Consider the following 13,453-nt stretch of genomic DNA (forward strand, 5'->3'; position numbering starts at 1 on the left):
ATTCAATTTAGACAACTCCTTGCGGTCACTTACCCACATCCTATGTATTTTTAGGGTATAGGTGCTTGCGAGGGGCTTTTTGTGCAGCGCTTTCAGCCAACCGGCATCAGGTCATCTGAATAATGGTCTGCATGATGGTGCTTTGGGTAGAGATGGTCTTGGCGTTCGCCTGGTAGTTGCTCTGCGCCTTGATCAGGTCGACCAGTTCGTTGGTCAGGTTAACGTTGGACTCTTCCAGGGAGTTGGAAACCACCGCGCCCAGGGTACCGGTTTTCGGTGCATCAACGCCGGCCACGCCCGAGGAGAAGGTTTCTTTCCAGCGGGTACCGCCAATTGGCTGCAAGCCTTGCTCGTTGGCGAAGCTGGCCACCGCTACCTGTCCGATGGCCTTGGTTTGCTGGTTGCTGAAGTTGGCGGTCATGACACCGCTTTCATCGATGGTCAGGCTGGAGATCTGGCCGGTGGCGTAGCCGTCCTGGTACTGCGCAGTTCGCGCTGTAGGCGAAGCATACGAAGTGGTTTTGGTCATGTCGAAGGCGATACCGCTAGCAGCCGCGTCCGAGCCGTTCAAGGCCCAAGTCGGCGGGTTGGCCTTGGCGTCAACCAGCACGCCCGGCTTCCAGCCTGTCATGGTCAGGGTGTTGTTTTTTTGCGTCCAACCTGCACCAGCCGTCAGCGTCTTGATGCTGCCATCAGGGTTGAAGGTGATGTCGGCGGTGAGGGCGACCGGAGGTTCTGCGGTAGGATCCGATGGACTGCGACCGTCTATATAGGTGTAAACGGTCCAGGAGTTAGACGCCGCGTTTTTAACGTAGTACTGGTCCATGGTGTGCTGGTTACCCTGCGTATCGTACACAGGGGTGGAAATGGTTTTATTGTAGCTGCTGGTGTCTTTGACATTGAACGTGGTCACTGTTGGCAGTGGGTCCGAGGAATTCAGGTTCATCGTCTGATCGACACGAGTGGTCGCGTGCGGCGCCAGGCTCGACGTATCAATCTTCAAGTCAGTCAACACACCGTTGATGATCTTGCCATTGGAGTCGACGCCATAACCCTGCAGACGGTTGCCGTTGTTGTCGACCACGTAGTTCTGGGCGTCTGTCTTGAACGCACCGGCACGGGTGTAGCTCAGGGAGCCGTTGTCGCTGAGGATGAAGAAACCGTTGCCCTGGATACCCATGTCCAACACGTTGCCGGTGTTGTTAACGTCGCCCTGGCCAAACTGCTGGGAAACGTTGGCCAGACGCACGCCGTTGCCGATAGTCTTGCTACCGGTACCCAGGCGCGTGGCCGAGTACACATCTTCGAATTCTGCACGGGACGATTTGAAACCGGCGGTCGCGACGTTGGCGATGTTGTTGCCGGTTACGTCCAGCTGTTTGTTGGCTGCATAGAGACCGCTAAGGCCGATATTGAAAGACATATTCCACTCCTTTGTGCCGTGTTAGTCGGCTCTATATACCAATGGTCTGTACTTTGGACAGGGCAACACTGCCCAGGCCTGCCAGGTTCAGCATCAACTCACCGCCGGTCTGGCTGATGGTCACGCTGTTGACGGTGGCCGGCAGGTAAGTCACCAGCGAGGTCGCCTGGCTGTCGTAAGTCGCGTTAGCCGCAAACTTGTAAGTGCCGGCCTTGGCCACCTCGCCCGCATCGTTTTTGCCGTCCCAGATGAAACTGGCGTTACCGGCTTGCTGACTGCCCAGGTCGATGGTGCGAACGACTTTGCCATCGGTATCAGTGATCTTGATCGTCACCGGATTCGTCGAGGCAGGTACGACCGCCGTACCGTTGAAACTCTTGGAGGTGTCGACCACTGCGGTGTCGGTCTGGGCAACAACAGAACGACCTACCAGCGAAGAAGCCTGCAACGCTTGAGACGAGTTGTAGTTGCCGGCAATGCCGCTGACCGTATCGTTGAGCGTGGTAATCCCTTCCAGGCTACTGAACTGTGCCAATTGAGCGACAAACGCGCCGTTGTCCTGCGGTTCCAGAGGGTTCTGGTTTTTCAGCTGAGTCACCAACAACTGCAGAAAAGCGTCTTTGCCCAACGCGTTTTTGCCGGTGGCGCTACTCGTGGCAGCGGCCAGGCCGTTGCTGCTGGTGGTGCTGGTCTTGACCGAAGAATTGGCCAAGACATCCTTGAGGCTCAAACCGCTGGTGGAATCGCTAACACTCATCTGAGTCGCCCCTTATCACTGACCGAGGGTCAGGACTTTCTGCATCATGGTTTTGGCGGTGTTCATCATTTCAGCGTTGGTCTGGAACGAACGACTCGCGGAAATCATGTCAGCCATTTCTTCCACTACGTTGACGTTCGGGTAGTAGACGTAGCCCTTGGCATCAGCAGCCGGATGGTTCGGCTCGTAACGCGCCTCGAGGTTGCTCTGATCTTCGACCACGCCCATGACCTGCACGCCTTGACCCGCGGCGTCCTGGTTCTGGAAAAGCGAATCGCTGCCGCCGCTCTGGCCGCCCTGGAACATGGTGGCGAATACCGGATGACGCGCACGATAGGTCTGGTCGATGCTCGACGAGACGGTTTCGGCGTTGGCGATGTTCGAAGCAACGGTGTTCAAACGAGTGGTTTGCGCACTCATGCCGCTACCGGCAATGTTGAAAACACTGGACAGGGACATGACTTACTCTCCGCGCAAGGCTGACACCAGCCCTTTGAATTTGCTGTTGAGCAGCGTGAAGCTGGCCTGGAAGCCGACTGCGTTTTCCGCGTAGTTCGACTGTTCCAGTTGAGCGTCCACGGTGTTCTGGTCGATCGACGGTTGCATCGGCGTGCGATACATCAGCGACTCGTCACCATTACCCAGGCCTTCGGCTTCGATATGACGACTGTTGGTCATGTTCAAGGCGAACGTGCCGTTCTTGGCTTTATCGCTCTGCGCCTCGAGCACTTTCGAGAACTCCAGATCCCGAGCCTTGTAGTTCGGGGTGTCGGCGTTGGCAATGTTGTTGGCCAGAACTTCGGCGCGCTGAGCGCGAAAGCCCAGAGCCTTTTCGTGAATACCGAGCGCTTTATCGAAGCTGATGCTCATGTCGGGAAACCTTCGGGTGACCTGATTTTTCGTACGATGAACTTAGCAAGCGTCATGCCAACTCATGAAGCCCCGTAAACCGGGGCTTTGCGAGCAGTGGCAACGCGGCAATGCCAGAAAAGCGGCAACCGTTTTCCGCCGCCTGCCGCTTTTCTGCCGCTTGCCCATTAGCAAACACACGCGTTCTTGGGAGCGGGCTCGAGGTGTCGGCAGGAATACGCCGGGCATAAAAAAACGGGAGCCCTCTGAGGTCTCCCGTTTTCAGTCCAGCAACGAATCACTTCGCCTGGTAAATGATCCCCGGACTGCACTGGACCATCTGGTAATGATCCGGCAATCCATTGAGCGCTTCCGAAGCACCAAGGAACAGATAACCACCGGGCTTCAATGTACTGTGAATCCGCAACAGGATGTCCTTCTTCACTTCGGCAGAGAAGTAAATCAGGACGTTGCGACAGAACACGATGTCGAACTTGCCCAGGCTGGCATAACTGTCCAGCAGATTGAACGAGCGGAACTCCACCCGACTCTTGATCGGAGCCTTGATGACCCAGCGCCCCGGCCCTTTCGGGTCAAAATATCGCTGCAGTCGCTCAGGTGACAGGCCGCGACCAATGGCCAGGCTGTCGTACTCGCCGGTCTTGCAGTTGGTGAGCATGGTGCTGGAAAGATCGGTGGCAACGATCTGCACGCCCATCCTCAACTGGCCCATGTTGACCCGCTCGAACTCGTCAATGGACATCGACAGCGAATACGGTTCCTGACCCGACGAGCATGCCGCCGACCAGATGCGCAGACGCTGACCGGGACTGGCCTTGATCGCTTCGGGCAATACCTTATTCTTCAAGACTTCAAAGGGGTAAGTATCACGAAACCACAGGGTTTCGTTGGTGGTCATGGCATCCACCACCTGCTCGCGCAAACCGCTGCGCGGTTGGGTCTGCATGCGCTGGACAAGCTCACCCAACGACTTGATACCCTGCTGCTCCATCAGTTTGTTGAGACGGCTCGAGACCAGATACTGCTTGTTTTCACCGAGCAAAATGCCACAGGCTTTTTCCAGGAATACCCGGAACTGTTCGAAATCCAAATTACCCGTTGACAATGCTGCCGCCTCTTAAATCGTGTTGACTGCCGGGGGCCGAACGCCCCTAGCTAATGTCTGCTGCTTTGATCCGGTCGACTACCCGGGATGCCAGGTCATCAGGACGGAATTTGGCGAGGAAGTCATCGGCACCGACTTTCTTGACCATCGCCTGATTGAACACACCCGACAACGAAGTATGCAGGATGATATGAAGCTTTTGCATGCGAGGGTCGTTGCGGATCTCCGCCGTGAGGGTGTACCCGTCCATCTCCGGCATCTCGATGTCGGAGATCATCATCAGGAACTCTTCTTCCGGCTTCTTGCCCTCGTCGACCAGTTTGCGCAGGTAATCCAGCGCTTGCCGACCGTCGTTCAGCGCTACCACTTCGACACCCACCGTTTGCAGGCAACGCGTAACCTGCTTGCGCGCCACCGACGAGTCATCGACCGTGAGCACACGCAAAGAGAGCGCCTTGTGCTGGGTTTCGACGTCCACCACGCCTGCGGAGATCGCTTCCGGTGTCGGCGCCACTTCCGCCAGCACCTTTTCGACATCGATGATTTCGACGAGCTGATTGTCGACCCGAGTCACCGCCGTCAGGTAGTGATCGCGGCCAGTGCCCTTGGGTGGCGGATGAATCTCCTCCCAGTTCATGTTCACGATCCGCTCCACCGAGCGCACCAGGAACCCCTGGGTCTTGGTGTTGTACTCCGTGATGATCACGAAGGGATTGTTCTTGTCTTTCAAGCCACCCGAGCCGGTCGCCATCGCCAGATCAAGGATCGGAATGGTCGCCCCCCGAATATTCGCCACGCCGCACACGACAGGACTGGACTTGGGCATCAGCGTCAATTGGGGGCATTGCAGCACCTCCCGAACCTTGAATACGTTGATCCCATACAGCTGCTGGCCGTCAAGACGGAACAACAACAGCTCAAGGCGATTCTGCCCCACCAGTTGCGTGCGCTGGTTTACCGAATCCATTACACCAGCCATGCCCAGACTCCTACACCAACGCTAAGTGTTGTTGCGACGCACATTCATCTCTAAACGGCACGGCGCTTGCTTTTTATCTCTCTATGAACACAGAACCGACATTTTTTCGACGCCTGACCACACCCTACCGCAAATTGCTCGGCGTGTTGGCGGCCGTATGCCTGTTCAACGCTGGCAGCCCTGCCCTTGCTGACGCGGTTACCTTGCCTGACATGCTTATCGGCGTCACTCAGGGCTTTCTTGAGTTCACCGTAGAAGACTATCTGGCCACCAGTCAAACGGAAGGTCGCTACGAAATCCAGGTCAACCAGCTCGATCCCCGATTGCGCATGCCAATGTGCGACAAGGAATTGACAGCCTCGCTGGAGAGTCCGGCCAAGCCGCTGGGACGGGTAACGGTCAAGGTTCGCTGCGAAGGCGCTTCGCCCTGGACGGTGTTCGTACCCGCTCAAGTACGCCTGTTTCGCGACGTCGTGACCACCACTCGACCGCTGCGCCGTGCCGGCATTGTCGAGCCTGGCGACGTCACCTTGCGAGAGCGTGACATCAGCTTGATCAGCCAGGGCTATCTGACATCGGTGGATCAGGCGATCGGACAAAGACTGACCCGACCAACGGTCACTGACCAGGTCATTACCCTGGTGCACATCGAGCAGGCCGAAGTCATTCGCAAGGGCGATCAGGTGGTGATTACCGCGCGCAGCGGTACGCTCAGTGTGAGAATGCCTGGCGAGGCACTGGCCAGCGGAGGCCTGAACGAACAGATCCGGGTCAAGAACCTCAACTCCCAGCGAGTCATCAAGGCGCAGGTCACGGCGCCGGGTCAGGTGGAAGTGTCCATGTAGGGTTCTCTATTCCTGGCGCTCGCGGCTCAAGAGGATGGCGCTAACCAAGGCTGTTCCCTAAACTGTTCCCCATTCAGGGCGGGCACTGACGCGCGCAAGCTCATTGATAAACGGGCCTAAAGTTTTTCAGGGAATGGCCGAAACCATGGCAAGCGTCCAAATTCCCAGAGGTTTTTTATCATGGTCATCGATTTCAGCCGTTTGAACAGTTCCTCGTCACTTACGGGCAGTACACGTACCAGCGCAAGCAAGGCAGCGGCCGAGGCCGATAAATCCGCGTCGCTGAATACCCCGGCCGAACAGGCCAGTACCGTCAAAAGCGGGGAATCGGTACATCTCAGCAATGAGGCTCAACAGTTGCAAAAGGTCACTGATACGCTGCGCGATCAACCTGTCGTCGACAACGCCCGCGTGGCTGCGTTGAAAGCAGCGATTGCCGATGGCAGCTACAAAGTCGACAGCAACCGTATAGCCAGCAAACTGCTCAACTTCGAAGCCCAGCGCTAGGCCCAAGGCCTGCGCCAGGCTTTTGGACGCTTAAAACCCAAGGCCAGCCATGCAAGACACTAATTTACTGCAACTGATCATCGACGATTTTGCTCCAGCGCAACAATTGCTGGAGTTACTGCAGACCGAGTCCCTCGCCTTGCATGGTCGCGACATGCCTCTGCTCGAAAACGTTCTGGCGCAGAAACAGGCATTGATCATCTTGCTCGAACAGCATGGCCGCAAGCGCAGCGAGATCCTCGCCAGCCTCAACCTGCCTGCCAACCGCAGCGGCCTGGAACAATTGGCCAGCCAGTCAAGCGTTGGCGAAGCATTGCTGGCGCAAAGCGATGTGCTGACCAACCTCCTGGCCCAGTGCCACACGACCAATGCCAGCAACGGACAGTCGATCCTGATACAGCAAGCCGCTACGGCTACCCAGCTGAAAATTCTTACCGGCGGCGAACCTCCCGCGCTCTACGATGCCAGCGGATCATTCTCCAAGCTTGTGAAACCGCGCCCGCTCAGTCAGGCTTAAGCTTGTCGATGAGCACGCTCTATCAAGACGCGAAACATGCTGGCAAAATGCCCGTTAGCCGTAGTCAAAATTTGTCTGGAGATTGATTAACCGTGTCCAATGCCTTAAATGCGGATGATGCTCCGCAGCCACCCAAGGTGCTTAGCACGCCTCTGGAAATCTCCAGCAACCTGCGCCAGCTGCAAGAAAGTCATGACCCACTGATCATTACGTTCCACGAACGCAGCCAGCGTTTCCAGAGCTATCTGGTGGACATTGATCGTGAAACCAACATGATTGCCCTGGACGAAATGATTCCCCGCGACGGCGAGCGTTTCCTGTTGGCCGGCGAACCCTTCAAAGTCGAAGGCTTCCACGAAGGCGTGCGCATTGCCTGGGAAAGCAACGGTCCGCTGACTATCGACGAATCCGGCGATAGTCGTTGCTATCGCGGCACGCTGCCCGATGAAGTGGTCTACCACCAGCGCCGCAATGCGTTTCGCGCGGCGTTGAAGCTGGCACAACTGGTCGACGTCGACCTTGATGGCGAGAAAATCAAGGCACCGATCAGCGGCAAGCTGCTGGACATCTCGGCTACCGGTTGCAAGTTACGCTTTTCTGGCGACATCACTGACCGACTGCAATTGGGTCAAGTCTATGACCGCTTCGTGGCCGCCCTGCCCTTTGGCAAGATGACAGCCCCGGTCGAGTTGCGTTACCTGCACTTTGAAGAAAAGATCTCCACCACCTTCGCCGGTGTGCGCTTCCATAACATGAGCGGACTGGTGCAACGGCAGGTCGAGCGGTTCGTCTATCAGTTGCAACGCGAAGCGCGTCGCTTCGACAAAGACGACTTCTGAGACAGTCCTTCAATAAAAACGGGCAGCCCCTTGCGGTGACTGCCCGTTTTTTTTGCCTCAGTGTTATGGCCTGGCTTCGGTAAAACTTTTTTCACTCCCCGCGTCCGGCTGCTCACGAGGTGTATCGTCTTCGGGCTCCGATTCGGCCCCTGGTTCGGAAGGTATCGGGTTCTGCATCTGGTCCTGCACCACCTGCTCATTGACCCGCGGATCGAGTGCCGCCACCAGTGGCGAGCTCGACATACTATCCGGCATGGCGACGTGCTGCAGAGGCGCATCGTCCACCTGATGCAGGTTGGTTACCGCTTTCGGACGGATTCGCCACACCAGGATCAACGCGAAAAAACTGAAGAACGCATAAAGCATTTGGCTGCCGAACAACTTCATCAGCACCCCGGCCACCAGCGGTCCGATACTGGCGCCGACCCCGTAGGTCACCAACAACATGGCGGTCAGCGATACACGACGATCCCCCTCGATGTGATCGTTGGAAAATGCCACTGCCAGCGGATACAGACAGAACTGGACCAATGAGCAGAGAAAACCGGCGATGAACAATACCTCTAGCGGAACCCGCTCCATGATCGCCAACGGCAAAGCGGCCAGAGCCAGGCTGAAAGCAAAGCTGCGGATCAACAGCGCCCGGTCATAGCGATCGGACAACCACCCCAGAGGCCACTGCACCAGCAGCCCGGCAAAAATGCAGCTGCCCATGAACAAACCGACCTGCTCGGTGGACAACCCTTGCTGAGAGGCATACAGCGGTGCCAAGCCATAAAACGAACCGACGATCAGCCCAGCCCCCAACACCGTACTCAACGACTGCGGCACACGCTTGATAAAGAACCTCGGCTCCATCGGTGCCGGATGCAACGGCGCCGGGTGAATGCGTCGGGTCAGGGCCACCGGCACCAGGCACAAAGCAAAGCACAGGGCGACCAACATCAGTAACTCGAGCCCCAGCCCCGGGTGCATGACCAGAATCAACTGACCCAGCACCAGCCCCAGATACGACGCAATCATGTAGCCGCTAAACACCACCCCGCGTTGCTTGGTGTCAGCCTGTTCGTTGAGCCAACTCTCGATGACCATGTATTGACACATCATGCCGAGACCGACGATTACCCGCAGGAATAGCCAGGCAGGCAACCAGTTCACCAGACCATGGCCTAGCACCGCCGCGCCGACGATCCCGGCACAGGCCGAATAAGCTCGAATGTGGCCGACCCGGGCAATCAACCGGTGGCCGATCTTGCCACCCAGTACCAGGCCAAAATAGTTGGCAGCCATCAATGCACCGACCCACAGACTGTCGACATGGTCGGCAGCCAGACGCAATGCCAGGTAAGTACTCAAAAGGCCTGAGCCGATCAACATCATCAGCGAGGCGAAATAAAGCGCTCGAAAGGATTTCCAGATTTGGCGCATCGGCGTTCCGAGCGGCTCCTTGCAGTGAGAAACGGACTATCCAAACGATAGCCCGGTGTCGACATTTCGTCAGGCCTGGGCTGCTAGAACACGCCGCTCCCAGGGAGTAATTTCATCATAAAAACTGGTCAACTCCATGGTCTTCGAAGCGATGTAGCCTTCGATGAACTCTTTACTGAACAGTTCCTTTGCCAGTTGGCTACGTTTCAGACGCTCGAGAGCAGCATGCAAGGTACAGGGTAGCGAAAGATTGTCCGGCACTTCAAATTCGCCCTGGATCGGATCGCTCGGTTCCAGTCGTCGTTCAACGCCATAGAGTCCCGCCGCCAGGCTAGCGGCAATTGCCAGATAAGGGTTGGCATCAGCCCCCGGCAAGCGATTCTCGACCCGACGAGCGACCGGCGAACTGGCCGGAATACGCAAGCCTGCTGCCCGGTTATCATGGGACCAACAAGCATTATTCGGTGATGCGAAGGGATGGCACAAGCGCTGATACGAGTTCACGTTCGGCGCAAACAGCGCGGTGAAGTCGGCCATGCAGGCCTGCTGTCCGGCAATGAAATGATGGAAGGTCGCCGTCGGTTGGCCGTCTTCAGTACTGAATACGTTATGCCCATTATCGATATCGACGATGCTCTGGTGGATATGCATCGAACTGCCCGGCGTATGCGCCAATGGCTTGGCCATGCAGACAACGATCAGGCCATGCTTGAGCGCCACCTCTTTGAGCAAATGTTTGAACAGGAATGTCTGGTCGGCCAATAGCAGCGGATCGCCGTGCAGCAGGTTGATCTCAAACTGACTGACGCCCATTTCGTGCATGAACGTATCGCGCGGCAAACCCAACGCCGCCATGCAGGCGTAGACCTCACTGAAGAACGGGCGCAGACCGTTGTTGGAGCTGACACTGAACGCCGAATGACCATCCTCGCGACGTCCGTCCAGTCCTGTTGGAGGCTGGAAGGGTTGAGACGGATCGGTATTAGGTGCAAAGACAAAGAACTCCAGCTCGGTTGCCACCACCGGCGCGAGGCCAAGCGCCGCGTAACGTGCGATAACCGCCTTGAGTTGACCACGAGTCGAAAGATTGGAGCTGGCGCCGGTCAGCTCATCCGCGTCGCAAATGGCGAATGCCCGTGGCTGCTGGGTCCAGGGCAAGCGATGGATCTGCGCGGGATCTGCCACCAGCGCGAGGTCTCCATCATCGCTTCCATAAAAGCGTGCTGGCGGATACCCACCCATGATGCATTGCAGCAGCACACCGCGCGCCATCTGCAAACGGCGTCCGTCGAGAAAGCCCTCGGCGGTCATCACTTTGCCCCGTGGCACGCCATTCAAGTCCGGTGTGACGCATTCAATCTCATCAATACCCGTCAATCGCTGCGCGAGTGAACTGAGGCCATCCGCTTTCATGACGCAATCCTTGTTGTTGTGCGAGCCGTGAACGGCGACGCGTACAAAATAGACTCCGCGTGTTCAGAATATCAAGCAGTGTTAATCAAAAAGGTCTGCGGCCAGAGAAAGGCTCAAGGCAGGTAAAGACTGAATACGCCTCCACCCAATGGGCCGCCGTTGCTGATTCTGGTGTGCCCCCCGACGCCGTTTCGCTGATGCAAGGCCGCGATCCGCCCTGCAAAGTACAAACCCAGCCCGGTACTACCGCTACTTTGATTGATACCCTGCACATAATCAGCCTGTCGCTCGATCATCTCGCACGGATACCCTTCACCATCATCGTTGATGGTCAGCACCAGTTGCCCAGCCTCATCGCTGACGGTGATCAATAGCGCATGCCGGGCATAACGAATGGCGTTGTTGATGCTGTTGGCCAATACCGAAGCAATCAGCTCCCGATCGAAGAAACCCAAAGGGCTCAGCGGATCCACCTCGAAAGAAGCGGCAATACCACGGCTGGCGAACACGTCCTGATGACATGCCAATTGCGCTTCAATGAAGTCATCCAGCTCATGGTAGGCCGGCTGCAGGGGCATTTGATTGACGCCCAACTTGTACAGCCCCAGCAACTGCACGAGCATGCCGTTGAGGTGAGCGAACTCGAACTCGATCACGCCCTGCTCCGCAGATTGACGGGACGGGCCGGGCAGGTTTGCCAACCATTGGCTGTGGGCCCGCATCAGCATCGCCAATGAGTTCTTCATGTCGTGTACGGTGGAAGCAATCACCGTAGAGAAATCCAATGCTTGCTGGTTGTCGTTCATTCGCCAAACGCCTTGCTTTTAAGCTTCTGATAACGCGGATAACGAGCATCGGTGTCAGGCATCAAACCAACCATTTTCAGACAGGTTCGACATTCTTCGAGCTCGGCCGACGGCACATTGGTATCAGTGCCATGCAGCAATGCCTGCGCCATGTTCAACGCGATACTGATGTTTTTCGGCTGTAGCGCCAGGGCCTTGCGGAAAACGTCCCGGGCCTCTACCAGATTACCGGTCTTGTACACGCGTACGCCTTGCCGGTTGAGGTCAGCGGCGGCGTTGCCGGAGTTGAGGATGGTCGGATCATCGGTCAACTTGGCGATGCCCTTCATGACAGCGGGGTCATCACCGTAGATTTCCGCACAGTTTTTCAACATCGACGCGCCCGCACTGGGTTGTCCGAGCATTTGTAGTTGCTTGGCCACCAAGAGTGCCGCTTCCGCGCTCATGAACTGCTCCATGCCATCGAGGCGCATCATCGCTTGCTCGGTAAGCTTTTCGGCGGTTTCACTGTCGTTGAGCAAAAGACTGGTCGCCTTCATCAACCGGGCACGAATTTGCAGACCGGGGTCGGACGGATTCTCTTTGGCCACAGCGCTCAGCGTCGTATTGATCTCCAGCCGCGTTCGGGTATCCAGGCCCTTTTCACTCCCTTTGCTGATCAAGGCATGGGCCAGTCCGAGGTTACTTTCCGCATCCTTGAACCGTGACTGGGCGCCTTGGCTAACAGCCTGACGGTAGGCTCTGGAGGCTGTGTCAAAATCTTCATTGGTCATCGCCAATTTGCCTAACTGCGCTTGTCGGCGCACAGCCAATGGCGATAAGCGAATTGCTTCTTCCAATACCGCCTGCGCCGCCTTGGTGTCACCTTCGGCGACCAGCACATCCGCCATACCGTCGTACAGCGCCGGCATCATCGGGAACACTTTCAGTGCTTTTTCGTAGACACCTTTAGCTTGTGCAACCTGACCCCGCTTGAACAGTAATTGCCCAAGCCCGGCAAAGGCCCAGGGCAAAGGACGATCTGCAATGATGCTGTCGTAAAGACGCTCAAGCGCCTCATTCTGGTTGAGGTCACGCAGGGCATCGGCACGATAGCGCAGGCACAATGGCGAGTAGCGGATATCTTGCTTGCACAGGGCGATGCAGGCGTTTAGCACTTCAAGAGGCTTGTCCCGATCGAGAGCTTGCAGGATCGGCTTGAGCAAGGTTTTGCGCTGTTCCAGGCGCTCCAGGCGCTGGGCCAGGCCGGAGCGGTTGAAGGGTTTGGTCAGGTACGCGTCGGGCTCGTGTTCGAGGGCGCTGAGTACCATGGCCTGGCTGGTTTCGGCGGTGACCATGACGAATACACTTTCATGGCTGATCAGCTTTTCGATCATCAGGTCTTCGAGGACTTGTTGACCGTTCTTCTTGCCATCGCCGAGATGAAAATCCTGCAGGATGAAATGATAGGACTTCTGCGCGCACATACGCAGTGCTTGCTCACCGGAATCGGCAGTATCTACATCCTTCACACCCAGTTCCCGCAGCATGGACCTGACCGAACTGCGGAAATCCGAAAAATCATCGACGATCAGAAAACTCTTTTGGTGATACGACAGCATCGAAGATTTCCAGGCAATTTAAGAAGAAGAATCAAAAGGCCAATACGCGAAAAAGATCAGCTTCATTGCCTCTTTTGGCGCGCAGATGATAGCTAGTAGCCATTAGCTAGCAAGTGATTTCTCTCAAACCAAACGACGGTTCGGAAGATACGAGAAATAAAGTTCACTGTTGCCATACGGTTATCGGCCAGAGGTGGCGTTCTCTTGAAGCGGCAAAAGGTCTATCGCGCCTTTTCGTTGAGAAAAAGGCCTCATAGGTATTCCCCCTCAGGAGCCAGAAACCATTGCTGCCGCGGCCATTTCCGGCGCAGTACTTTCCTGCGGACAAAAACAAAACCCCTACCTGCATACGCAGATAGGGGT

Annotated in this window: 15 protein-coding genes; 4 read left to right on the forward strand and 11 right to left on the reverse strand. The window is 56.6% G+C overall.

Annotated elements, in window-relative coordinates; all coding sequences use genetic code 11:
• Window positions 1-106: 106 nt before the first annotated feature.
• The 6 genes from flgE to AC1Q6D_RS32790 all read right to left on the reverse strand — a co-directional run bounded on the left by flgE (window position 107) and on the right by AC1Q6D_RS32790 (window position 5,134).
• Window positions 107-1,423, reverse strand: coding sequence for a flagellar hook protein FlgE (gene flgE / locus AC1Q6D_RS32765; RefSeq protein ID WP_103406852.1), 1,317 nt, complete (start codon window positions 1,421-1,423; stop codon window positions 107-109).
• A 31-nt stretch (window positions 1,424-1,454) separates the two neighbouring features.
• A complete protein-coding gene (flgD, locus tag AC1Q6D_RS32770) occupies window positions 1,455-2,180 on the reverse strand; it encodes a flagellar hook assembly protein FlgD (protein ID WP_103406853.1) in 726 nt (241 codons plus the stop codon).
• Window positions 2,181-2,195: 15 nt separating this feature from the next.
• Window positions 2,196-2,639: a flagellar basal body rod protein FlgC gene (gene flgC, locus AC1Q6D_RS32775; RefSeq protein WP_034146132.1), complete on the reverse strand. Its 444-nt coding sequence runs from the start codon at window positions 2,637-2,639 to the stop codon at window positions 2,196-2,198.
• Window positions 2,640-2,642: 3 nt separating this feature from the next.
• Entirely contained in the window at window positions 2,643-3,050 is a 408-nt protein-coding gene (flgB, locus tag AC1Q6D_RS32780; RefSeq protein ID WP_047532287.1) for a flagellar basal body rod protein FlgB, read from the reverse strand.
• Window positions 3,051-3,327: 277 nt separating this feature from the next.
• Window positions 3,328-4,155: a protein-glutamate O-methyltransferase CheR gene (cheR, locus tag AC1Q6D_RS32785; RefSeq protein ID WP_047532288.1), complete on the reverse strand. Its 828-nt coding sequence runs from the start codon at window positions 4,153-4,155 to the stop codon at window positions 3,328-3,330.
• A 46-nt stretch (window positions 4,156-4,201) separates the two neighbouring features.
• Window positions 4,202-5,134 carry a chemotaxis protein CheV gene (locus AC1Q6D_RS32790; protein ID WP_103406854.1) on the reverse strand — a complete coding sequence of 311 codons (933 nt, stop codon included), beginning with the start codon at window positions 5,132-5,134 and terminating at the stop codon, window positions 4,202-4,204.
• Between the two features lie 83 nt (window positions 5,135-5,217).
• Here AC1Q6D_RS32790 and flgA point away from each other — a divergent pair, with 83 nt between their 5' ends.
• The 4 genes from flgA to AC1Q6D_RS32810 all read left to right on the forward strand — a co-directional run bounded on the left by flgA (window position 5,218) and on the right by AC1Q6D_RS32810 (window position 7,842).
• Window positions 5,218-5,979, forward strand: coding sequence for a flagellar basal body P-ring formation chaperone FlgA (gene flgA / locus AC1Q6D_RS32795; protein ID WP_047532291.1), 762 nt, complete (start codon window positions 5,218-5,220; stop codon window positions 5,977-5,979).
• A 180-nt stretch (window positions 5,980-6,159) separates the two neighbouring features.
• Window positions 6,160-6,486 carry a flagellar biosynthesis anti-sigma factor FlgM gene (gene flgM, locus AC1Q6D_RS32800; protein WP_047532293.1) on the forward strand — a complete coding sequence of 109 codons (327 nt, stop codon included), beginning with the start codon at window positions 6,160-6,162 and terminating at the stop codon, window positions 6,484-6,486.
• 49 nt (window positions 6,487-6,535) lie between these two features.
• Window positions 6,536-7,003, forward strand: coding sequence for a flagella synthesis protein FlgN (locus AC1Q6D_RS32805; RefSeq protein ID WP_103406855.1), 468 nt, complete (start codon window positions 6,536-6,538; stop codon window positions 7,001-7,003).
• A 92-nt stretch (window positions 7,004-7,095) separates the two neighbouring features.
• The gene (locus tag AC1Q6D_RS32810; protein WP_103406856.1) at window positions 7,096-7,842 is read left to right on the forward strand and encodes a flagellar brake protein; all 747 of its coding nucleotides are present in this window, start codon (window positions 7,096-7,098) and stop codon (window positions 7,840-7,842) included.
• Between the two features lie 63 nt (window positions 7,843-7,905).
• On the opposite strand, the gene AC1Q6D_RS32815 is transcribed toward AC1Q6D_RS32810, so the two are convergent.
• The 5 genes from AC1Q6D_RS32815 to AC1Q6D_RS32835 all read right to left on the reverse strand — a co-directional run.
• Window positions 7,906-9,270 carry an MFS transporter gene (locus AC1Q6D_RS32815; protein ID WP_047532298.1) on the reverse strand — a complete coding sequence of 455 codons (1,365 nt, stop codon included), beginning with the start codon at window positions 9,268-9,270 and terminating at the stop codon, window positions 7,906-7,908.
• A gap of 69 nt (window positions 9,271-9,339) precedes the next feature.
• Window positions 9,340-10,581 (reverse strand): glutamine synthetase family protein, encoded by a 1,242-nt coding sequence (locus tag AC1Q6D_RS32820; protein WP_178083175.1) that lies wholly within the window; start codon window positions 10,579-10,581, stop codon window positions 9,340-9,342.
• Between the two features lie 215 nt (window positions 10,582-10,796).
• Window positions 10,797-11,489, reverse strand: coding sequence for a sensor histidine kinase (locus AC1Q6D_RS32825; RefSeq protein WP_103406858.1), 693 nt, complete (start codon window positions 11,487-11,489; stop codon window positions 10,797-10,799).
• Window positions 11,486-13,090 (reverse strand): response regulator, encoded by a 1,605-nt coding sequence (locus AC1Q6D_RS32830; protein WP_103406859.1) that lies wholly within the window; start codon window positions 13,088-13,090, stop codon window positions 11,486-11,488. The genes AC1Q6D_RS32825 and AC1Q6D_RS32830 overlap by 4 nt, the downstream gene beginning before the upstream one ends.
• Before the next feature lie 163 nt (window positions 13,091-13,253).
• The coding region (locus AC1Q6D_RS32835) for a hypothetical protein (protein WP_492574014.1) at window positions 13,254-13,453 on the reverse strand (200 nt) is incomplete at its 5' end.

The organism is Pseudomonas sp. MT92 (genome assembly GCF_058792515.1).